Here is a 22,772-nt window from a genome sequence, read left to right as displayed (position 1 = left end):
TTATACCTCCTCTTCGTCCAGGCCTCCGAACCTTCTTGACCGTTTCTGGTACTGTGAAATCATTTCATCAAGTTCATCTGCTGTAAATTCCGGCCAGAATGTATCTGTGAAGAATAATTCACTGTAGGATGACTGCCAGAGCAGGAAGTTGCTCAGGCGGTATTCACCGCTGGTGCGGATCATCATTTCCGGTTCCGGCATGTGTTTGGTGTATAGATGCCGGTCTACAGTTGCCTGGCTGATATCTTCAATATCCAGTTTTCCTGCAGAAACTTCCTCGGCAATTTCCCTTATTCCTTTGACCAGTTCATCGCGGCCGCCGTAGTTCAGTGCGAAAACGAGTGTCAGACCGGTATTGTCCCGTGTCTTCTCCACAGCTTCCGCCACCGCTTTCACAGTATGGCGGGGCAGTGAATCACCATTACCTATCGTTACCACTTTAACATTTTTTTCGATAAGTTCAGGGAGAAACGCTCCGAGGAAATCCCCCGGCAGTTTCATCAGGTAGCTGACTTCACTTTTCGGCCGGCTCCAGTTCTCTGTGGAAAAAGCATAGAGCGTCAAATACTTGATGCCGATGTCCGATGCATGCCGTGTGATACGTTTGACATTCTGCATGCCCTCGTAATGGCCGTTGACCCTCGGCCTGTTCCTTTGTTTGGCGTACCTGCCGTTGCCATCCATGATGATCGCGATATGTTCCGGCAGCGCCCTTGTCCCAGCTGATTGCTTCTGCTTCTTCCAACCAAACATGTTAATCCTCCAAAAGCATTATATTTAATAGTATACATCGAGAGCAAACTGTCCTCAATCACTTTATCCCCCGCGGAGCGGGGGACATAAAAAAACAGGCAGGAAATCCCGCCTGTAAAGGATAGATTAAACTTCCAAGATATCCTTCTCTTTATCATCACATGCAGAGTCGACTTTTGCGATGTAATCATCAGTGAGCTTCTGGACATCATCATTGTAGCCTCTCAGTTCATCTTCACTGATATCGCCGTCTTTTTCCATCTTCTTGAACTCATCATTGGCTTCACGGCGGATATTGCGTATTGCAACTTTGGCATTTTCGCCTTCCCGGCGTGCATCCTTGACGAATTCCTTGCGGCGTTCTTCAGTCAGCTGTGGCACAGTGATGCGGATCATCGTGCCGTCGCTTGTCGGATTGACGCCAAGGTCGGCCTGCTGGATCGCTTTCAGCACATCATCGACAGAGCCTTTGTCATAAGGTGTCACTGTAAGCATGCGCGCTTCAGGCACCGCAATCCCCGCCAGCTGGTTGATGGGTGTCGGTGCACCGTAGTAATCCACTGTCACACGGTCAAGCATGCTTGCATTGGCATGCCCTGTACGGATCGCCGCAAGGTCACGCTGCAGGCTTTCAAGGGATTTCTGCATCTTCCCTTTTGCATCTTTCAATACTGCTTCACTCATTGTCTTTCTCTCCCATTACTTTTTGATAAACGTACCGATTGTCTCTCCTGACACAGCACGCTTGATATTACCATCTTCTGTAATCGAAAATACCACAAGCGGTATATCATTGTCCATACAAAAGGATGAAGCTGTGGCATCCATCACCTGGAGGTTCTCCTGGAGCATTTCCATATATGTCAGTGTATCGTACTTATAGGCACCGCTGTCGAATTTCGGATCTGCGGAATAAACACCGTCCACATTGTTTTTGCCCATCAGGATTACGTCCGCCTCCACTTCCGCCGCACGGAGCGCCGCAGTAGTATCAGTGGAGAAGTAAGGGTTGCCGATGCCTGCGGCGAAGATTACGATGCGGCCCTTTTCAAGGTGTCTGATCGCACGTCTTCTGATATAAGGTTCCGCAACCTGTTTCATTTCAATCGAGGTGAGCACACGAGTTTCACAGCCGAGCTGTTCAAGGCTGTCCTGCAGTGCAAGGGAGTTCATCACAGTGGCAAGCATGCCCATGTAATCCGCAGTCCCGCGGTCCATGCCGAGGTCGCTTCCGATCTTGCCGCGCCATATGTTGCCGCCGCCTACGATGACCGCGATTTCTACACCGAGCTCCTTGGCCCCTGCAACCTGCTCTGCAATATTTTTGATGACCACCGGATTGATGCCGAAGCCTTCATCTCCCGCCAGTGCTTCTCCGCTCAATTTCAGTACGATACGATTATATTTGGAAGTTTCAGGCATATATCTTCATCCTTATCTATTATTGTTGAATATTCATTTAGAAAAAAAGACACCGAAGTGTCTTTTTCATTACTTATTGACCTGACCGAGAACTTCGTCAGCGAAGTTTTCTTCTCTCTTCTCGATACCTTCCCCAACTTCAAAACGGATAAAGTCTTTAAGCGTACCGCCTTTGGATTTCAGGAACTGTTCAACAGTCTGATCTGAATCTTTGACGAACGGCTGGTCGACGATGCAGATCTCTTCGAGATACTTGCGCATTCTTCCTTCAACCATCTTGTCCACGATGTTTTCCGGTTTGCCTTCGTTCAGGGCCTGCTGCTTCAGAACTTCTCTTTCGTGAGCCAGTTCTTCCTGGGATACATCATCTTTTGAAACGTATTTAGGGTTCAGTGCAGCTGCGTGCATGGCAACATCTTTCGCAGCCTGCTCATCTGTGGAACCTTCAACGATCGTAAGCACGCCGATGCGGCCGCCCATGTGGAGATATTCACCGAATGAATCGTTGTCTGTCTTCTCAGCTACTGCAAATCTTCTGAGAGTCAGCTTTTCACCGATTTTGGATACCGCTTCAGTGATGACCTCTTCAACTTTCTTGCCGTTCATTTCAGAAGCATTCAATGCTTCAAGATCCGCCGGTTTCGTTTCAAGGATGTGGTTTGCAACGTCGTTGACCAGATTCTGGAAGCTCTCGTTCCTTGCAACGAAGTCAGTTTCAGAGTTGATTTCAACGATTGCTGCAGAGTTGCCCTGGGATTTTACGCCGACAAGACCTTCCGCCGCGATGCGGTCTGCCTTTTTGGCAGCTTTGGCGATGCCTTTTTCGCGAAGATAGTCAGCCGCTTTATCAAGGTCACCGTCAGTTTCCTGGAGGGCTTTTTTGCAGTCCATCATGCCTGCACCTGTTTTTTCACGTAGTTCTTTAACTAATTTTGCTGAAATAGCCATAATACATCCTCCTGTACTAATGTTTTTCATAAGCCGATGGAAACAGTCTGTCCATCTTTTAAAAAAGGTGATAAGAATAATATACTTATCACCGTTGTTTCAAAAATTTATTATCTTTCGCCTGCTTCAGCAGTCTCTTCTTCAGAGGCTTCTGACATGTCGATGTTCTGTTCCTGTGCGATTTCCTCGTCGGAAACGCCTTGCTGGCCTTCAAGGACAGCGTCCGCCATTTTGCTTGTCATAAGCCTTACAGCACGGATTGCATCGTCGTTTGCAGGGATGACATAATCGATTTCGTCCGGATCACAGTTAGTGTCGACCATTGCAACGATTGGAATGTTGAGTTTTTTAGCTTCCATGATCGCATTGCGTTCTTTCCTAGGGTCCACGATGAAGAGCGCCTTAGGCATTTCTTTCATCTCACGGATTCCGCCGAGGAATTTGTTCAAACGGTCATACTCTTTGCGGAGTTCAGTGACTTCTTTTTTAGGAAGTACTTCAAACGTTCCATCCGCTTCCATCTTTTCGATTTCAGAGATGCGCTTGATACGCTTGGAGATTGTTTTGTAGTTGGTAAGGATACCACCGAGCCATCTTTCGTTTACGAAAAGCTGGCCAGCTCTTTCAGCTTCTTCTCTGATCGCTTCCTGAGCCTGTTTCTTTGTACCTACAAACAGGATCTTGCCCCCGTCTTCGGAAATGCTTTTCACGAAGTCGTATGCTTCCGCCACTTTCTTGACCGTCTTCTGCAGGTCGATGATATAGATGCCGTTCCTTTCAGTGAAGATGTATCTCTTCATCTTAGGGTTCCAGCGGCGAGTCTGGTGACCGAAGTGTACACCAGCTTCGAGCAATTGTTTCATAGTAATAACTGCCATTGATATTTCCTCCTCAGGTTTTTCCTCCAGTACTGCTATGGTGACGACCAAACGGCACCTGTCAGCAATTGACAGTACTGTGTGTAATGGGGCTGTAATTCAGCCGTTTAATAATATATCATATTCCAATGTTTAAATCAAACATTAAAATCAGCTTTCCTTTCTGAGTTCGGGAAGGAAGTCCTCTTTCTTGACTTTGATGAATGTACCTTTCATGCCGAGTGACCTTGATTCGATAACGCCTGCACTTTCAAGCTTGCGCAGTGCGTTGACGATGACTGAACGTGTAATGCCCACGCGGTCGGCAACTTTGGAAGCGACAAGCAGTCCTTCGTCTGCGTCGAGTTCTTCGAAGATGTGCTCTATCGCTTCCCGTTCTGAATAGGAAAGGGAGCGGATGGCCATCGCGATGCTCGCTTTGTCACGCGCTTTCTTCTCGATTTCCTCCTGCTTCTCCCTCAGCACTTCCATGCCGACTACAGTGCCTGCATATTCCGCAAGAACCAGATCATCTTCCGAGAACGCTTCAGTGACGCGTCCGAGGATCAGTGTGCCGAGACGTTCACCGCCGCCGCTGATCGGAACGATGCATGTTTCGGAATCCTGGAAAGAATCTTCTGCCGGGAAGATTGTCATCGGATCTTCGAACTTGATGTTTTCGTGTGTTTCATCTAGCTTCATGATTTTGCTTACATACTCGTCAGGGAACCTGCGGTTTTCGAGCATTTCCCTGATCCTTGGATTCGTGATTTCTGAGTTCACGCCGAATCCCAGCACTTTGCCTTTGCGGGATACGATGAATGCATTACATACAAGTACGCTGCTTACAATTTCGGACACTTCCTTGAAGTCGACCTTGATCCCCTTGTTTCCCTGTATCAATTTGTTGATTTCCCTTGTTTTCTGTAATAGACTGTTCATTCTTTTTCTCCTTTATGATTATAAGATAAATGCGCTCAGATTCTTGTCTGATTTTATTTTGTCCAGTCTTGCTGTTACGTACTGCCTTGTGATTTCAACATGTGCGCCCTGCATTCCGCTTGCTTCAAAAAGCAGTTCTTCAAGCAGTGTCTCGAGTATCGTGTGCAGGCGCCGCGCCCCGATATCATCCGTATCCGAATTTACCTCGAATGCGATTTGTGCAAGTTCGCCAACCGCTTCATCGGTGAATGAAATCGTTACACCTTCTGTCGACAGCAGGGCTTCATACTGTTTCAGCAGGGAACTCCTCGGTTCCCTCAAAATATTTTCGAAGTCCTCCGCTTTCAGCTTTCCCAGTTCGACCCGGATCGGGAAACGCCCCTGGAGCTCCGGTATCAGGTCGCTCGGTTTGGCGACATGGAATGCTCCGGCGCCGATGAACAGGATATGGTCGGTATCCACCGGCCCGTATTTGGTCTGGATCGTACTGCCTTCGACAATCGGCAGGATGTCCCGCTGGACTCCTTCACGCGAAACATCGCCCGAGTTCTGGCCGCCTTTGGCGATCTTGTCCATCTCATCGATGAAAATGATCCCCATTGTTTCTGCAAGTTCTATCGCTTCAGAATTCACGGTGTCGGTATCAATGATCTTTTCCGCTTCTTCACGCTGCAGATATTCACGGGCCTTTTTGACAGGCATCGTGCGCTTGTGCTTTTTCTTCGGCATGAACTGCTTCAGCATGTCCTGCATACCGCCCTCATCCATGCCGGGCATCATCATGCCCATCGGATTCTGGCTCTGCTCGACTTCGACAGTCACTTTCTCATCTTCCAGAAGCCCGGCCTTCAGTTTGTCGCGGAGTGACATGCGCTTTTGCCGCACCTCATCCGTCACCTCTTCATATTCCTCACCGCCCTGCTGGTTCATGAGCATCTCAAAAGGATTGTTCGACTGCTTGGTGCGTTTCACTCCCGGTGCAAGCAGACCGACCAGCCGTTCTTCGGCCAGGTTCGCGGCATCTTCGGCGACGATCTCCATCTGCCTGTCCTTGACAATCCGGACGCCTGCTTCAACGAGGTCGCGCACCATGCTTTCAACATCCCGGCCGACGTAGCCCACTTCAGTGAACTTCGTCGCTTCCACTTTGGTGAAAGGCGCTCCTGTAAGCTTCGCCATCCGTCTTGCTATTTCTGTTTTCCCTACTCCTGTCGGTCCAATCATAAGGATGTTCTTGGGAATCACTTCGTCTTTCAGCCCGTCATCGAGCTGCATCCTTCTGAATCTGTTCCGCATTGCTATCGCAACTTTGCGCTTCGCATCATCCTGACCGATGATATCCTCATCAAGACGTGCAGTTATCTCACGTGGAGAAAGATTCTGTTTCACTTATAGACGCTCCTTTAATCTATCGTTTCCACAATGATATTATCATTGGTGAATACACATATTTCACTGGCAACCTGAAGGCTGTCCCGCGCGATTGTTTCCGCATCAAGACCTTCCCCGTGACGTTTCATCGCCCGTCCCGCAGCCAGCGCATAGTTGCCGCCGCTGCCGATGGCGAGTATGCCGTCATCCGGCTCGATGACCTCCCCCGTGCCGCTTACCAGCAGCATGGACTCCTTATCCATGACAATCAGCATCGCCTCGAGCTGCCGGAGGATCTTATCCCCCCTCCACTCTTTGGCGAGTTCAACAGCGGCACGCGCCAGGTTTCCGTTATATGCATGGAGATTGGCCTCGAATTTTTCAAACAGTGTGAACGCATCCGCCACACTGCCCGCAAAGCCCGCCACCACTGTATCGTCGAACAGGCGCCTGACCTTCCGTGCAGTATGCTTCATCACCACCTGGTTGCCAAGTGTGACCTGACCGTCCCCGGCCATCGCCATCCTGTCCTGATGACGGATGGCAAATATCGTCGTTCCTTTAATAGCCATTTTTCCACCTCTTACTTATTTGCTGGATGATGTTCCAAATACGTCTTCCTCAGCTGTTCCTTGGAGACATGGGTATATCTCTGGGTTGTAGAAAGAGATTCATGTCCGAGCAGATCCTGCACCGCCCTGAGATCTGCTCCATTATTGAGCAGGTGCGTCGCAAAACTGTGCCTGATCTTGTGCGGATGTATATGAAAATCACTCGCACTCTTTTTGACCATCATATCGAGGACATACCTCAGCCCGCGGGAGGTCAATGGGCCGCCCCTGTGGTTGATCCAGAACGCTCCGCCGTCATCAATCGCCCTCCGGTGTGCCTCAATGTAGTCCCGGAGGGCACGCGATGCCCTGCTCCCGAAAGGGACAACCCTTTCTTTGCCGCCCTTGCCCCGTACTTTGATGAATGAATGATTGAAGTCGATATCTGAAAGGTTCAGCCCCAAAAGTTCGGAGGCACGGATGCCTGTTGCATAGAGCAGTTCCAGCAGGGCGAGGTCTCTCATATACATGCCCGAAGTCCGATCCAGACCATCGAACAGCGCACTGATTTCATTTTCGTAAAGAAAACCCGGCAACGGCTTTTCCTGCTTCGGGTTCGGCAGGCTGCTGAATGGGTTGGCAGCCACAATATTGCGGTCCAGAAGATAATTATAAAAGCTCCTCAATGAAGATATCTTCCTGGATACCGTAGTTTTCTTCAATTTTTTTTCATAGAGCCTGTTGAGATAGTTCCTGGCATCCATGTATTTGAACTGCTCCGGAACAAGCGATTCTGCTTTCAGGAATTTTTCGAATTCGAGGATATCCCTTTTATAATTCGTCACAGTATGTCCCGACAGGTTGCGCTGGAATGCCAGCTGATCCAGAAACTGGTCAAGGTAGCGGATACGCCCACCTCCTTTATCTGAATCTTATCACAATTACAAAAAATCATACAAATGATAAGAGGTTCGCATTTGAATGCGTGCTTTTGACGCCGTCCTCCAGTTCCCAATCATATATTGTAAACTATCCACGGCAAAAATGCACAAAATTTAATGAATATTATTAAAACATTTTTTGCACAAGCAAAAAATACCCATATCTGCATATGGGTATTTCAATTTACTCGGCTTTTTCTTCGTAATCACAGTTAGTACATTTGACTTTTGCTTTTTTGCCTTTTTTCGTCTCCACCAGATAATGGTCGCATTTCGGACAGTTCCTGCCGATCGGACGGTCCCACGAAATGAAGTCGCACTCAGGATACTGGTCGCATCCGTAGAAGATACGGTTCTTTTTGGATTTCCTCTCAACCACTTCACCGTTTTTGCATTTCGGGCATTTGACCCCGATCGTCTTGACGATGGCTTTTGTGTTCCTGCAGTCGGGGAAGTTGGAGCAGGCCATGAACTTGCCGTAGCGGCCCATCTTATAGACCATCGGTGAACCGCATTTCTCACAGTCCTCGCCCGCCGGCTCATCCTTGATTTCGATTTTCTCCATCTCTTCATCCGCACGTTCCACCTGCGGACTGAAATCCTTGTAGAAATCATCTATGACCTTGACCCACGATGCATCGCCTTCTGCGATATCGTCCAGACTTTTTTCCATCGTCCGTGTGAAGTCGACATCGATGATGTCCGGGAAGTACTCGTTCATGGACTGGTTGACGATCTCCCCGATCTCAGTCGGCATGAAACGCTTCTGGTCCATCTTCACATAATTGCGCTTTTGTATCGTATCGATGGTCGGTGCATAGGTTGACGGCCTGCCGATGCCCAGCTCTTCAAGTGTCTTTACCAGTCTCGCCTCAGTAAATCTCGGCGGCGGCTGTGTGAAATGCTGTTTCGGTTCAACTTTTTCACTTTTGACAATTTCATTTTCCGCAATTTCCGGAAGACGGTTGTTCATGTCTTCGTCACCGTCGTCATTTCCTTCAATATAGATCTGCATGAACCCTTTGAACTTGATCGTCTGTCCATTGCTTCTGAAGATGACGCCGTTATTGGAAAGATCCATCTTGACGGTATCGAGTATGGCCGGAGCCATGTTGCCCGCTATGAAACGGTCCCATATCAGTTTGTAGAGTCTGTACTGATCACGGGAAAGATACTGTTTCATATTCGCCGGTGTACGGTTGGCGGAAGTCGGGCGGACAGCCTCGTGTGCATCCTGGCTTGATTCGGACTGTTTGGCCGATTTTTTACGGCCGACATATTCATCACCGTATTCCTTCTGTATGAAATCCGTCGCCTCTTTTTGGGCAACCGGCGAGATCCTTGTGGAATCCGTTCTCATATATGTGATAAGGCCCACTGTGCCTTCACGCTTGATATCAATCCCCTCATACAGCTGCTGGGCGATCATCATCGTCTTCCGTGCTTTGAAGTTCAGTTTGCGTGCCGCTTCCTGCTGCAGTGATGAGGTCGTGAACGGCTGTGCCGGGAATCTTTTCTTCTCTTTCCTCTCGACAGAATCTACATTAAATTCATCCCCGTCAAGCTGTGCGAGCACTTTATCCACGTCATCTTTTGTTTTGAGCTTGATCTTTTCGTCTTTAAGACGGTTGAATTTACCCTCAAAAGAACTGCGTCCGTGTTTGAACTGTCCTGTGATCGTCCAGTATTCTTCAGGCTTGAAGTTCCGTATTTCATTTTCACGGTCAATCACAAGCCTCAGTGCAACAGACTGCACACGTCCGGCTGACAGACCTTTTTTCACTTTCTTCCATAATACAGGTGAAATGTTGTAGCCTACCAGCCGGTCCAGTATGCGCCTTGCCTGCTGGGCATCCACCAGCTGCTGGTTGATTTCCCCGGGATGTTTGAAACTCTCTTTGACTGCATCTTTCGTTATTTCGTTGAAAACAACTCTGTAATAATCTTTATCGTCACCAAGCGCATGGCTCAAATGCCAGGCAATGGCTTCACCTTCGCGGTCCGGGTCACTTGCCAGGTATATTTTCTTCGCTTTTTTGGCTTCCTTCTTTAAATCTTTGAGAAGTGGCCCCTTGCCGCGAATGGTAATGTATTTAGGCTCGTAATTATTTTCTGTATCTATCCCCGTTTGACTGCGAGGCAAATCTCGGACATGCCCCATCGAAGCTACGACTTTGTATCGTTTACCAAGGTACTTTTCGATGGTTTTGGCTTTGGCCGGCGATTCGACAATAACCAAATTATCCGCCATTTTCGACTGCCTCCTTTTTTCTTGTCTTTTCAAATCCAAATAATACAGTGAAGCAAAATTGTTTGTCAACTATAAAAGTTTTAATTTTTCAGATGCAGATGAAATTCCATAGGAAAAATCTTCTAAAATATCCTCCGCGCACACGACGGGTTTCGCCCCTTCACGCACCCTTGAATTTGTCCCGGCTGATAATTTCGAAGTGATGTTTCCAGGGATGCAGTAGGCGTGCCTATTTTCATTCAGGGCCATGTCCAGTGTAATAAGGCTCCCGCTTTGCTCCTCGGCCTCCGTAACCAGCACACCTTCTGAAAGCCCTGCTATGATGCGGTTCCTTGCAACGAACTTCCATTTTTCAATACCTGCAGAAGGGGGGTATTCACTGATGACCAGATGGTCTTTTTCCATTATATCCCTGATTTTTTGTGTCGTTGCGGGGTAATGGAAATCGAAACCGAAAGCCAGTACGCCGATCGTTTTGAGCCCGGCATTGATGGAAATTTCATGCGCCATCTCATCTGCACCGTAGGCAAGCCCTGAAACTATTGAAATTTTATTTTTAAAATGGGGTAAAATGTCAGATAACACTTTCCTTGAGTAGCTGGTCGCCTTTCTGCTTCCGACCACACCGAGCAGCGGATCATTCAATAATCCGACATCTCCCCTGCAGTAAATTATGTAGGGCGGATCATAGATTTCCCTGAGACCGGCAGGATAGATCCCGTCTTCGATGGTGATCACTGAAATATTGTTCTCCCTCATGTTCCTTTTTAGATAATCCTCGTCCAGCTGTCCGGCAAACCTCAACTTTTCAGCAAGTTTCTGTCTGTCAATCCTTCTGTCCTTCCCCAAAAGTGCTGCATATTCATGTGGAGTGACACCGGCGAGGCTCATCGAAAGCATCTTCATCTTCTTCCTCCTGTTTTATGTTTTACATATATTATAGAAGAAAAACGACAGCACACATGTTAATGTTCTGATACATCTACTGTCAATAAAAGTAAAAAAGAGGAGAAATCCGCCGGGATTCTCCTCTTTCATCATCACATCGATGATTTATATTTCAATTACTTTACAGTCAGACATTTTTCATAAAGTCCGTCTTCCTGTTTGATGCGCTCGATCAGCGTTTCACCAATTTCGGAAGGCGTATCTGCTGTTTCGATGCCGCATGAATTCATGGTCTTGATCTTCTCGTCAGCAGTCCCTTTACCGCCGGAGATGATGGCGCCGGCATGTCCCATGCGTTTGCCCGGAGGTGCTGTCACACCGCCGATGAAGCCGACTACAGGCTTGGTCATATTTTCCTTGACCCACTCCGCAGCTTCCTCTTCGGCAGTACCTCCGATTTCACCGATCATCACGACCGCATAAGTTTCAGGGTCTTCATTGAAAGCTTTGAGTGAATCGATGAAGTCTGTACCGTTGACAGGGTCACCGCCGATACCGACAGCAGTCGTCTGGCCTATTCCCGCTTCCGTCAGCTGGTGAACAGCTTCATAAGTCAGCGTGCCTGAACGGCTGACCACGCCCACGTGGCCTTTTTTGTGGATATATCCAGGCATGATGCCGATCTTGGACTCATCGGCTGTGATTACACCCGGACAGTTCGGCCCTACGAGGCGTGTCTTCTTGTCCTCGAGGTAGCGTTTCACTTTGACCATGTCGAGCACAGGGATGTGCTCTGTAATACAGATTGCCATATCAAGCTCTGCATCTGCCGCCTCGACGATCGCGTCTGCTGCGAACGGTGCCGGAACATAGATTACAGAGACGTTTGCACCCGTTGCTTCTTTAGCTTCTTCAACAGTATTGTACACAGGTACGCCTTCCACTTCCTGGCCGCCTTTGCCTGGAGTGACGCCGGCAACGATCTTCGTGCCGTATTCAATCATCTGTTTTGTATGGAACAGCGCTGTTGAACCTGTTATACCTTGTACCAGTACTTTCGTATCTTTATCGATAAATACACCCACAGTAGATTCCTCCGTTATTATTTATTTTGGTTGACCGCTTCAATGATTTTTTGAGCGCCTTCCGCCATAGTGCTTGCAGGGATGATGTCGAAGTCGGAACCATCAAGGATTTCCTTGCCTCTCTCGACGTTCGTACCTTCAAGACGAACTACAAGCGGAATATCGAGACCGACATTCTTGACTGCCTCCACTACACCTTCAGCAATGACGTCGCACTTCATGATGCCGCCGAAGATATTGACAAAGATACCTCTCACACCTTCATCACCGAGGATGATCTTGAATGCTTCAGTAACTTTCTCGGTTGTTGCGCCGCCCCCTACATCCAGGAAGTTGGCAGGTTTTCCGCCGAAGTGGTTGATTGTATCCATAGTTGCCATCGCAAGGCCTGCACCGTTCACCATGCAGCCGATGTTTCCATCCAAGGCAACATATGAAAGGTCATATTTTGACGCCTCGATTTCCTTCGGATCCTCTTCATCGAGGTCACGGAGTTCTACAATATCCTTGTTGCGGAACAGTGCGTTCTCATCAAAGTTGATCTTTGCATCCAGCGCAAGAACGTCTCCCGAACCGGTAGATACAAGCGGGTTGATTTCCACGATTGCACAATCTTTCTCTGTAAATACATTGTACAGTGAAAGCATGAGTTTAGCCGCTTTGTTAACGGACTCTTTAGGGATATTTATGTTGAATGCAAGACGTTTCGCCTGGTACGGCATCAGGCCGACGACAGGGTCGATGACTTCCTTGAAGATCTTTTCAGGTGTTTTTTCAGCTACTTCCTCGATTTCCGTACCGCCCTCTTCGGACCCCATCAGTACGACGCGGTCAGTTGCACGGTCGATGACGAAACCGATGTAGAATTCATTCTGGATGTCGCACCCTTCTTCGATCAGGAGCCTTTTGACTTCCTTGCCTTCAGGACCTGTCTGATGTGTAACGAGAACTTTGCCAAGCAGTTCCTTGGCATATTCCCTTACCTCATCGATGGACTTGGCAATTTTGACACCGCCGGCTTTCCCGCGGCCGCCTGCGTGAATCTGAGCTTTTACAACATACACATCGGAATCAAGTGTTTTTGCAACGTCCACTGCTTCCTCAGGTGTATATGCCACGCTGCCTTCAGGCACGGCTACGCCCATGGAGCGAAAAATTTCTTTCCCTTGATACTCATGGATATTCATGTTCATCCTCCTAAGACTTTTTTAAACCTTACCATTCAATTATAGAAAAGGATTTCATCAAAGTAAACTGAAGAAATTAAATTAATGCTTTAGAACCAAACTTTTGACCGGTTCGAAGGTCCTCCTGTGTATCGGCGTGGCTCCGAGCTTTTCAAGCCCTGCCAGATGTTCCTTCGTACCGTACCCTTTGTTACTCAAAAAATGGTAGCCGGGGTACAGCATATCATATTCCGCCATCATCCTGTCGCGTGTCGTCTTGGCAATGACGCTCGCAGCGGCGATGGACACGGAGTTCGCGTCCCCTTTTATGATGGATGTCTCCTCCACTCCCGCATCAATTGTCATCGCATCCACGAGAAGATGGTCCGGCCCGACAGTGAGACTTTCCACAGCCCTCTGCATCGCAAGCCTTGAAGCCTCGTATATATTGAGGGCATCAATTTCACCGGCATCCGCGATGCCGATACCGACATGCGCTTCACGCATGATGATCTCGCGGAAGGCCTCACGCTTTTTAGCTGACAGCTTCTTTGAATCATCCAGTCCCGGCAATAAAAACCCCGCGGGCAGTATTACAGCAGCAGCCACGACTTCTCCGGCAATCGGGCCCCGTCCTGCTTCGTCCACGCCTGCGATGTAGCTGCAGCCCGGTTCAAGTTCACGCTCAAACCGGCGCATCTCTTCATATTTGTCAAGGAGCACCTGTTCTTTTTCAATCCGTCTCTTCTGCCTGTCGAGGGCATCCGTCACACCTTTCCGGCCATCTTCCTTATAGATGCAGTTCTCAATCTCTTGGGGCGTAGAGAAACCGGCGATTTCTGCAGTGATTTCACGTACGGGCTTCAATCAGTCCACCGCCCGGTCGAATGTATATCTGCCGATTTTGGCATTCCTGATATCATAGATGATCCTGTTCGTAACCGCTTCATAGTTGATTTCGTTCCCGCCGGCTTTAAGCCCCCGCGATCTGCCGATTGCTTCGTATATCTCCACAATGTCTGCGTCCATATCCGCATCGACATTGTAGAACCTGTTGAAAGTCTCCCTGTCATGCTCAAGCAGGAAGTTCATGCCGTAGATCGCCACTTCATCAAGCGGCACGACTGTATCTTTGATGGCGCCTGTGAGGGAGAGCTTTTTCCCTGTTTCCTCGTCTTCGAACTTCGGCCACAGTATGCCCGGCGTATCCAGAAGCTCCATGCGTGTGCCCGCCTTGATCCACTGCTGGCGCTTTGTCACTCCCGGTGTGTTGCCGGTCTGTGCGATCTTCTTTTTCGCAATGTTATTGATGACCGTCGATTTGCCGACATTCGGGATGCCGATTATCATCGCGCGGATGGCCCTCCTGTTGATCCCTTTGGCAGCCATCTTCTCAAACATCTCTTCTGTCGCTTCGATTGCGAGCGGCTCGATCTTGCGGATGATCTGATTGTCCCTGCCGTTGATCGCAACCGGGTGCTTCCCTTCCTTCTCAAGCCTTGAAATCCATGATTTCGTCGCTCTTTCGTCCGCCATGTCCTTTTTATTGAGAATGACCACCCGGGGCTTGTGACGGGTCACTTCATCGAGCATCGGATTATGGCTGGAAGCCGGAATCCTTGCATCCAGTATTTCTATGACAACATCGATTTTCTTCAGATTCTCTTCGATTTCCCTGCGCGCCTTGGCCATATGGCCCGGGAACCAGTTTATACTCATTGCCTTCACCTTCGTTCCTTATGTTTCATTAATTCATCTCCATATTATATAATACAATCATCATTTAATAAATCCTGAGGAGGCGAAGAAATGCTGTCAATCATAGTTCCTGTTCTTAATGAAGCACGGAACATCCCCGTGCTGCATGATGAAATCCGCGCGGTGATGAACGTGATCGGAAAAGAACATGAAATCATCTTCATCGATGACGGCTCGGAGGATGATACACTGGAGACGATAAAAAACCTTGGCAGCCGGCATGTCAGGTACATCTCCTTCTCCCGCAATTTCGGCAAGGAATCGGCCATCATCGCAGGACTCGGGAAAGCGCGCGGAGAAGCGGCTGTCATCATGGACGGCGACCTCCAGCATCCCCCATCCATGATCGCAGAGATGAACGCTCATTTCGAGGCGGGATACGACCAGGTGATCGCCAAACGGAACAGGAGCGGAGAACCGCTCATGAAACGCATACCGGCGAACCTGTTCTACAGAGTGATGAACAGTACGAGTACCGTCCGTCTTGTGGACGGGGAAGGCGACTTCCGCCTCATCTCACGCAAAGTGGTCGATGCCATCCTGCTGCTCAGTGAAAATAACCGCTTCTCAAAAGGCATCTTCGAATGGGTCGGGTTCGGCAAGAAAGTCGTAGAATTCAACCATGTGGGACGCACGAATGGAAAATCGGGATTCAATCCTTTCAAGCTTTTCGATTATGCGGTGGACGGCATCAGCGCCTACAATCACCGGCCGCTCCGCATCTGTTTCCATCTCGGGCTTGTGGTACTTCTCATATCACTAGCCTATATCCTCTACATCTTCGTCAATATACTGATATACGGTGTGGATGAACCCGGGTATTTCACCATCATCGCCAGTCTGCTCCTGCTCGGCAGCGTACAGCTTTTCTCACTCGGCATCATCGGTGAATATGTCGGCAGGATATATATAGAAACCAAGAACAGGCCGAATTTCATCATCACTGAAGAGTCGGATTCCGAGCCCTTGGAAAAGGACGATTTGCATGAGACGAAATGAGGACAGCTGTGAATTCGTGCGGTTCATCCTGACGGGGCTGCTCAACACCGTCAATTATTATGTAATCTATACGTTGCTGCTCTGGTCCGGGCTGCCCTATCTTCTGTCCCATGTCACAGGCTTTTTGACGGCATTTGTCATTTCGTTCTTCCTGAATTGCCATTTTGTCTACAGGGTGCGTCCGACCTGGTCACGATTTTTGAAATTCCCGCTCACCCAGGTGGTCAACATGGGCATGCAGACACTGCTTCTGTATATATTCGTCGATACGTTCGGCTGGAATGAAATCATCGCACCCCTGCCTGTTCTGATTGTCACTGTGCCAATTACATATACAATTACCCGGTGGGTGCTCAAGGATAAAGAGGTATGAAAATGGAGAAGTTGATCCTGCTCGCAAAACGTTTCCGGTATCTGATGCTCATCGCCTTTTTGGCATTACTGTCCCATGCATACGTACTCTGGCGTCTGATCGCACCGGATGATGAAAAACAGAAGATATTCATGACAGGCGCCAATGACGGACTGGAGCAGATGCTGCCGATGCAGCTCTATCTCTATGAAAAGTTCAAAGAGGGCACACTGTTTTTTGATATGGATTTCGGACTCGGCGGGGATTTCTATACGGATCTCGCCTATTATTATTCGACGAATGTCATCTATCACATCAACATCATCTTTGTCAGGATCGGTGAATTTTTATTCGGCTACGATACCGGAAACATCGAATTCTGGGCATTCAACGGCTTTTTCATATCCGTTCTGAAGACATTCGCCATCATCTTCTTCACATATAAATTCCTGAAGATCATCGGCGTCAGACCGGTATACGCAGTGCTTGGCGGATTCATATTCGCAGCTTCACCGACCTATTTCAGGTTCACCATTTTCTGGTCGTTCTTCAGTGATGTCTTCATCTGGCTGCCGCTGACATTTCTGGCACTTGAAATACTCATCAGAAAAGGCCGGCCGGCACTCTTCGTGTTTGCCGTTGCACTCACGCTCATCAACAATTTCTACTTCGCGTACTTCCAGCTGATCATCTCGGTCGTCTATCTGGTGATCAGGCTGTGTGCACGGCGTGAAGGGGATCTTGGGGCGGGGCGCGTGCTGAAATTATCCATCCCTTCGGCCATCATCGGCTTCGGCATATCCACAGTAGCATTCTTCCATGCCGTCCGCGGGTTCCTGAACAACGACTCCAGGGAATACATGGTGGAAGTGCCGTTCATCGCCGAGCTCGGACCGCAGGATAACATATTCTACGAAAATTACCTGGTCATCATACTGTTCCTGGCCGTTCAGGCACTGTTCACGCCGGTCCTCTACAGGAATTACTACTACAAGCTGTTCGCCGTACTGACCATCGTGTTCATGATATTTACTGTCTCCCCCTACGTGGATACATTCTTCAACGGCTTCCAGCAGCCGCAAAAACGCTGGCATTACATGCTTGTGTTCTTCCACGGGGTGCTGATTGCGCAATATCTTTCCAATCTCCGGCATGTGCCTTTGAAAACATATGCACTGAGCATGGTGCCCGTCTATATCCTGCTCGGGTTGTCGGTCTGGATTGCTGACGAAATGGTCGTCTGGCTGTGGCTGGTACCACTGGTCCAGTTTGTGGGGCTCGCGGTCGTGGCGGCGGATAAAGAGCGCAGAACCTTCACCGTGGCACTCGCTGCACTAGTAATCATTTTCACAGGAACAGTCAGCGCCTCCCATACAAATGAGGAGATCTATCACCCAGGCATCACCGACAGGAACCACCTTTTCTACATCAACAGCAACCACTACAGAAGTGAGCTGCAGCAGTACAACATAGACCATATCAAGGAAATGAAAGAACCGGAGCAGAAAATAGACTACCGGGTGAGGGAGCAGGACAACACACCGATGTACATGGGTTTCAGCGGCACCAGCATGTACTCGAGCATCATCAACGGGGAAATCATCGATTTCTACTACAACGACCTTAAAGTGAACTTCCCGCATGAATCCATCAGCCGCTATGCCTCATTCCAGTCGAGGAACAATCTCTATTCCCTGTTCAGCACGGATTACCTGATGCGAAAGGGGGATGCCGTCCTGACCACTGCCCGCTTCCGCCCGATTCTGACGGACGGTACGTACACCATCCATGAAAACACGCTGCCGCTTGACTTCATCCGGTTCAGTGACAGGATCTACGATCCGGACGCCCTCACAACACCGCTGCAGCGCGAGCATGCGATGCTTGAGGGCGTGGTCACTGACGCCCATCCGTCAAACAGCGTGATGGCCGCCCCTGAAAATGTACTGGATGAAGTCGGCATGGAAGCATTCAATGCCGACTACGACGGGCAAACACTCGAAGTCCATGACGACGGCGGCGGGCTGCGCCTCGATTTCAGCGGGTTGACCGGCGTTCCGGCGGACGGGGCGGATGTATACATCGAGCTGCACATCGAGCTCGTCGATCCGGTGAAAAGGTTCACCGTCGATGTCGACGGCTATCAGAACGACCGGCTGTTCGCGACCAGCAAGTACAGGACATATGCAGACGATCTGCTCTACCGGGCAGAATTCGATCGCACCATACCGATCCAGCTGTCATCCGGAAAATACGAAGTCGATTTTGAGGGCATCTATATAGAAGACTACAGCAGGCTGGAGGAAGCCAGCCGTGAAAGTGACGTGTCCTATGAAGTCACCGAACACCCGAATTCGTACGAAATCGCGCTCGATGAAGAACATCCGGGTCTTGCCGTCGTCCCCATCATGTACAGGGACGGCATAACAGTCACCGGCAACAGCAGCGGCGACCTCGGCGCCTTCCGGGCCAACTACCTCATGACTGGATTCGAAGTCGGACCGGGCGACACATCCATCAGAATAAGCTATACCCCGCCCTATTACTGGGTTACATTGATCATTTCAGCAGTCTCACTCCTTGGCGCATTCATCTATGCGGACCTGTTCGGAATGCAGAAATCCTTACGCAGATTTATAGAAACAGGAAAGGCACGGAATCGCAGATGATTCCGTGCCTTTTGCATGTGGGCGTTTCTCTTATCCTCGTTTCCGGATCGGTGACAGGCAACACCCCCCACCAGTGGATAAAAACCATCGATATGGATATAAAAAAGCCCCTGCATCCTCCAAACGGGATGCAGGGGCTTTGCTTCTCCGGACTATTAGCGGAGTTCTCTGATACGTGCTGCTTTACCACGCAGGCTGCGCAGGTAGTAAAGTTTCGCACGACGTACGCGGCCGCGGCGAGTAACTTCAAGTTTCTCGATTTTCGGCGTGTGTACAGGGAATGTACGCTCGACTCCTACACCGTAGGAAATTTTACGCACTGTGAATGTTTCGGAAATGCCTCCGCCACGGCGTTTGATTACAACACCTTCGAAGACCTGGATACGCTCACGGCTTCCTTCGACGATACGTACGTGGACACGTACTGTGTCGCCTGGTTTGAATTGCGGCAGATCTGTTTTCAGCTGATCTTTTGTCAGCTCATTGATTAGTTCCTGTGACATGATTATCTTCTCCTTCTTCCAACCATCTTGCCCGTCATAGCAGCGGATTGTTGTGTATGTGTGTACTCAGACACTCGTATAATATTACCATAATTATTTCATGCTTTCAACGGCTTTCCCATAAATCATGCGTATATATTCTAGTCGTCCAAAAGGTCCGGACGCCGCTCCCGCGTGCGCAGGAGGCTCTGTTCATGACGCCATTCCTCTATCAGTTTATGGTTGCCGTTCAGGAGCACGTCGGGCACTTCCATCCCGCGGTACTCGCGGGGGCGGGTATAGTGCGGATGTTCGAGCATACCCGTTGAGAATGAATCCTCCTGGTGGCTCTCTTCGCGGCTCAGGACGCCGGGAATCAGCCGTACGACGGCATCCGTCATCGTCATGCTGGCGAGCTCACCGCCGGTCAGGACGTAGTCACCGATGGATACTTCATCGGTGACAAGCGTGCGGATGCGCTCATCATAGCCTTCGTAGTGGCCGCATATGAATACGATGTCGTCTTCCCCGCTCAGGGATTCTGCCATTTTCTGATCGAACGGCTGTCCCTGCGGACACATCAGTATGACGCGCGGATTGGCAAGGTCGAGTGCATCCATGGCATTGAAGACGGGTTCGGGTTTCAAGACCATGCCTGCCCCGCCGCCGTACGGATAGTCATCCACCTTGTTGTGCTTGCTCTCGGAATAGTCCCGGAAGTTGATGAGATTGTAATCGACGATGCCTTTTTCCTTCGCGCGCTTCAATATGGAAGTGTTCAGCACTCCTTCGTACATTTCCGGAAACAGTGTCAGGTAGTGGATATTCATTCGAGCATTCCCTCCATCGGCGAGATGATGATCCGTGAATTCTCCAGATCGACTTCCTTTACGACATCTTCGATATACGGGATCATGTATTCACGGCCGCCTCTGACCACCCAGACATCATTCGCCCCCGTTTCGAAAATATCAGTCACCTGTCCTATTTTTTCAAGTGTCCCTTCAATCATCACATCAAGCCCGATGATCTCCTGGTAATGAAATTCATTTTCCGCGAGTTCGATTTCAACGGCGTCGTCCTCCTGCATCAGATCGGCGCCCTTCAGATGCTCGACCTGGTCCAGGTTCGTCACACCGCGGAACTTCAGCATATGGAAGTTCTTGTGTGTCCGGTGGCTGTCTATGACGTAATTCCCGTCTTTTATCTCCACTTCACTTCCCGGGGCAAAGCGTTCTTCTGTGAAGTCGGAATCGCTCAGAACCTTGACTTCACCCTGCACGCCGTGGAAGTTCACCAGTCGTCCGATATTAATCTTCATCAGCTGCACCTCTTCATCATTTATTCGTCATGAATAAAAAAGGCACACCAAGCGGTGTGCCTAATCTACATCAACAAACACTTTCTTTGAACTGCCGTGGTTCGCGCCCGACACGATGGTACGCACCGCTTTTATGACACGTCCGCGCCTGCCGATCACACGGCCCACATCGTCCTCATGGACTTCAATCTTATAGGATACGTTATATTCCGTCTCCTCACTCTCGATCTTCAGCGCCTCGGGATGTTCCAGCATCGGTTCAAGAATTGTTTGAAGTAATTGTTTCATATGGGATTACTTCCCGAGTTTCGCGTTGTGGTAACGTTCCATTACACCTTTATTGCTGAGGATGTTGCGAACTGTATCACTTGGCTTCGCACCATTCTGCAGCCATTCAAGCGCTTTGTCTTCATCAAGCGTTACGTTTTCTTCTTCTTTGGACACCGGGTTGTAGCTTCCGATCTGTTCGATGATGCGGCCGTCTCTCGGGCTGCGGGAATCAGCGACTACGATACGGTAGTAAGGATTTCTTTTGGAACCCATGCGTGTCAGTCTAAGTTTAACTGCCATTGGTATGTTGACTCCTTTCTATATCTCAATTTCACTTTTATAACTATAACAGAAAAACAAAACCCTGTAAAGACTTTTCTCTTTACGGGTTTTGGAATTTTAAAATGGCAGCCCCATGTTGCCGAAAGGATTCTTTTTCCTGCCCTTCTGGCTTGTCATCTGCTTCATCATCTTCTTCATTTCATTGAATTGTTTGAGCAGCCGGTTCACTTCCTGTAGTGTCCGTCCGGAACCGCGGGCGATGCGCTTTTTGCGGCTCGCGTTGATCTTCGACGGATTTTCGCGCTCATCCATCGTCATGGAGCGGATGATGGCCTGCACATGATCAATCTCATTGCCGCTCATCTGCATCTTGTCGAGGCCTTTGATCTTGTTTGCCCCCGGCATCATCTTGAGCAGTTCATCAAGCGGCCCGAGATTCTTGACCTGGTCCATCTGTTCCAGGAAATCATCCAGGGTGAAGCTCTGATCCTTGATCTTCTGCTGAAGCACTTTCTGCTCATCTTCATCCACGGTCGCCTGCGCTTTTTCGATGATGGACAGCACATCGCCCATGCCGAGTATCCTCTGGGCCATACGGTCCGGATGGAAAGTTTCAAGGCCGTCCATCTTCTCGGACATACCCGCGAACTTGATCGGCTTGCCGGTCACCGAACGGATGGACAGGGCCGCACCGCCGCGTGTATCCCCGTCAAGTTTCGTCAGTGTCACACCCGTGATATCAAGCAGATCATTGAATGACTCTGCAACATTGACGGCATCCTGACCGGTCATGGAATCGACGACCAGCATGATTTCGTCAGGTGTCGCGATCTCCTTGATATCCTTGAGCTCATTCATCAGGCCCTCATCGATATGCAGCCGGCCGGCCGTATCGATGATGACCGTATCCAGATGCTCTGCCCTGGCATGATCCAGCGCCTCGGTGACGATCTGCTGGGGCTTCACCTTGTCCCCGAGGGCGAACACCGGGACATCGATCTGCCTGCCGACCGTCTCGAGCTGGTCGATTGCCGCCGGACGGTATATGTCGCCCGCCACGAGCAGCGGTTTCTTGTTGAAATTCTTCCTCAGGTGAAGCGCGAGCTTGCCTGCAGTGGTCGTCTTACCGGCACCCTGCAGGCCGACCATCATGATGACAGTCGGCGGTTTCTGACTGAGGTTGATCTTCTGGTTGTCTCCGCCCATCAGGTCGGTCAGTTCCTCTCTTACAATCTTGATGACCTGCTGGCCCGGTGTCAGTGACTGCATGACGTCAGAACCGAGCGCACGTTCTTTCACCTGATTGATAAACTGCTTGACCACTTTGAAATTGACGTCCGCTTCGAGCAGGGCGAGGCGCACTTCGCGCATCATGACCTTGATGTCCGACTCGGACACCTTGCCTTTGCTCTTGATGCGGTCCATCGTGGCCTGGAGACGTTCTCCCAATCCTTCAAAAGCCAT

23 protein-coding genes and 1 pseudogene are annotated in these 22,772 nt (G+C 49.6%); 3 read left to right on the top strand and 21 right to left on the bottom strand.

The features are described from left to right. The 15 genes and pseudogenes from WN59_RS00235 to ylqF all read right to left on the bottom strand — a co-directional run. Window positions 1-708: pseudogene (locus tag WN59_RS00235) on the bottom strand (isoprenyl transferase); the annotation flags it as partial. 171 nt (window positions 709-879) lie between these two features. Continuing rightward, complete coding sequence (gene frr / locus WN59_RS00230; protein WP_046510841.1) at window positions 880-1,437, bottom strand: ribosome recycling factor; 558 nt, start codon at window positions 1,435-1,437, stop codon at window positions 880-882. A 15-nt stretch (window positions 1,438-1,452) separates the two neighbouring features. Continuing rightward, a complete protein-coding gene (pyrH, locus tag WN59_RS00225) occupies window positions 1,453-2,175 on the bottom strand; it encodes a UMP kinase (RefSeq protein ID WP_046510838.1) in 723 nt (240 codons plus the stop codon). A 69-nt stretch (window positions 2,176-2,244) separates the two neighbouring features. Further along, entirely contained in the window at window positions 2,245-3,126 is an 882-nt protein-coding gene (gene tsf / locus WN59_RS00220; protein ID WP_156172378.1) for a translation elongation factor Ts, read from the bottom strand. A 107-nt stretch (window positions 3,127-3,233) separates the two neighbouring features. After that, window positions 3,234-4,001 (bottom strand): 30S ribosomal protein S2, encoded by a 768-nt coding sequence (gene rpsB, locus WN59_RS00215; RefSeq protein ID WP_046510831.1) that lies wholly within the window; start codon window positions 3,999-4,001, stop codon window positions 3,234-3,236. 150 nt (window positions 4,002-4,151) lie between these two features. Further along, a complete protein-coding gene (codY, locus tag WN59_RS00210; RefSeq protein ID WP_017548533.1) occupies window positions 4,152-4,922 on the bottom strand; it encodes a GTP-sensing pleiotropic transcriptional regulator CodY in 771 nt (256 codons plus the stop codon). An 18-nt stretch (window positions 4,923-4,940) separates the two neighbouring features. Further along, window positions 4,941-6,311 carry an ATP-dependent protease ATPase subunit HslU gene (hslU, locus tag WN59_RS00205; protein ID WP_046510828.1) on the bottom strand — a complete coding sequence of 457 codons (1,371 nt, stop codon included), beginning with the start codon at window positions 6,309-6,311 and terminating at the stop codon, window positions 4,941-4,943. A 14-nt stretch (window positions 6,312-6,325) separates the two neighbouring features. Continuing rightward, window positions 6,326-6,865, bottom strand: a complete 540-nt coding sequence (hslV, locus tag WN59_RS00200) for an ATP-dependent protease subunit HslV (RefSeq protein ID WP_046510825.1) — start codon at window positions 6,863-6,865, stop codon at window positions 6,326-6,328. An 11-nt stretch (window positions 6,866-6,876) separates the two neighbouring features. Further along, complete coding sequence (xerC, locus tag WN59_RS00195; RefSeq protein WP_046510824.1) at window positions 6,877-7,752, bottom strand: tyrosine recombinase XerC; 876 nt, start codon at window positions 7,750-7,752, stop codon at window positions 6,877-6,879. A gap of 217 nt (window positions 7,753-7,969) precedes the next feature. Beyond that, window positions 7,970-10,036, bottom strand: coding sequence for a type I DNA topoisomerase (topA, locus tag WN59_RS00190; protein WP_046510821.1), 2,067 nt, complete (start codon window positions 10,034-10,036; stop codon window positions 7,970-7,972). Window positions 10,037-10,105: 69 nt separating this feature from the next. Further along, window positions 10,106-10,942, bottom strand: coding sequence for a DNA-processing protein DprA (dprA, locus tag WN59_RS00185; RefSeq protein WP_046510820.1), 837 nt, complete (start codon window positions 10,940-10,942; stop codon window positions 10,106-10,108). A 158-nt stretch (window positions 10,943-11,100) separates the two neighbouring features. Beyond that, a complete protein-coding gene (gene sucD, locus WN59_RS00180) occupies window positions 11,101-12,009 on the bottom strand; it encodes a succinate--CoA ligase subunit alpha (RefSeq protein ID WP_046510817.1) in 909 nt (302 codons plus the stop codon). Between the two features lie 17 nt (window positions 12,010-12,026). Next, on the bottom strand, window positions 12,027-13,196 hold the full coding sequence (gene sucC / locus WN59_RS00175; protein WP_017548526.1) for an ADP-forming succinate--CoA ligase subunit beta: 1,170 nt from the start codon (window positions 13,194-13,196) through the stop codon (window positions 12,027-12,029). A gap of 81 nt (window positions 13,197-13,277) precedes the next feature. After that, the gene (locus WN59_RS00170; protein ID WP_046510814.1) at window positions 13,278-14,042 is read right to left on the bottom strand and encodes a ribonuclease HII; all 765 of its coding nucleotides are present in this window, start codon (window positions 14,040-14,042) and stop codon (window positions 13,278-13,280) included. After that, window positions 14,043-14,894 carry a ribosome biogenesis GTPase YlqF gene (gene ylqF, locus WN59_RS00165; RefSeq protein ID WP_046510812.1) on the bottom strand — a complete coding sequence of 284 codons (852 nt, stop codon included), beginning with the start codon at window positions 14,892-14,894 and terminating at the stop codon, window positions 14,043-14,045. Window positions 14,895-14,984: 90 nt separating this feature from the next. Here ylqF and WN59_RS00160 point away from each other — a divergent pair, with 90 nt between their 5' ends. Genes WN59_RS00160 through WN59_RS00150 form a run of 3 tightly spaced genes read left to right on the top strand, consistent with a single transcriptional unit; the run spans window position 14,985 to window position 18,953 of the window. Further along, on the top strand, window positions 14,985-15,932 hold the full coding sequence (locus WN59_RS00160) for a glycosyltransferase family 2 protein (RefSeq protein WP_046510808.1): 948 nt from the start codon (window positions 14,985-14,987) through the stop codon (window positions 15,930-15,932). Next, entirely contained in the window at window positions 15,919-16,305 is a 387-nt protein-coding gene (locus tag WN59_RS00155; RefSeq protein WP_046510806.1) for a GtrA family protein, read from the top strand. The genes WN59_RS00160 and WN59_RS00155 overlap by 14 nt, the downstream gene beginning before the upstream one ends. Window positions 16,306-16,307: 2 nt before the next feature. Continuing rightward, window positions 16,308-18,953: a YfhO family protein gene (locus tag WN59_RS00150; protein WP_046510803.1), complete on the top strand. Its 2,646-nt coding sequence runs from the start codon at window positions 16,308-16,310 to the stop codon at window positions 18,951-18,953. A gap of 155 nt (window positions 18,954-19,108) precedes the next feature. On the opposite strand, the gene rplS is transcribed toward WN59_RS00150, so the two are convergent. The 6 genes from rplS to ffh form a co-directional block, all read right to left on the bottom strand. Then, a complete protein-coding gene (rplS, locus tag WN59_RS00145; protein WP_046510799.1) occupies window positions 19,109-19,456 on the bottom strand; it encodes a 50S ribosomal protein L19 in 348 nt (115 codons plus the stop codon). Window positions 19,457-19,596: 140 nt separating this feature from the next. Next, on the bottom strand, window positions 19,597-20,265 hold the full coding sequence (gene trmD, locus WN59_RS00140) for a tRNA (guanosine(37)-N1)-methyltransferase TrmD (RefSeq protein ID WP_046510796.1): 669 nt from the start codon (window positions 20,263-20,265) through the stop codon (window positions 19,597-19,599). Continuing rightward, on the bottom strand, window positions 20,262-20,756 hold the full coding sequence (gene rimM / locus WN59_RS00135) for a ribosome maturation factor RimM (protein ID WP_046510793.1): 495 nt from the start codon (window positions 20,754-20,756) through the stop codon (window positions 20,262-20,264). Before rimM ends, trmD begins: the two co-directional genes overlap by 4 nt. A gap of 60 nt (window positions 20,757-20,816) precedes the next feature. Next, on the bottom strand, window positions 20,817-21,044 hold the full coding sequence (locus WN59_RS00130; RefSeq protein ID WP_046510790.1) for a KH domain-containing protein: 228 nt from the start codon (window positions 21,042-21,044) through the stop codon (window positions 20,817-20,819). A 6-nt stretch (window positions 21,045-21,050) separates the two neighbouring features. Next, window positions 21,051-21,326 (bottom strand): 30S ribosomal protein S16, encoded by a 276-nt coding sequence (gene rpsP / locus WN59_RS00125; RefSeq protein ID WP_046510788.1) that lies wholly within the window; start codon window positions 21,324-21,326, stop codon window positions 21,051-21,053. A gap of 99 nt (window positions 21,327-21,425) precedes the next feature. Next, window positions 21,426-22,772 carry a signal recognition particle protein gene (gene ffh / locus WN59_RS00120; RefSeq protein WP_046510785.1) on the bottom strand — a complete coding sequence of 449 codons (1,347 nt, stop codon included), beginning with the start codon at window positions 22,770-22,772 and terminating at the stop codon, window positions 21,426-21,428.

The organism is Salinicoccus sediminis (assembly GCF_000986795.1).
Lineage (GTDB): Bacteria > Bacillota > Bacilli > Staphylococcales > Salinicoccaceae > Salinicoccus > Salinicoccus sediminis.
Note: the sequence above shows the minus strand (reverse complement) of the source record. Positions and strands in the feature narration are given on the sequence as shown.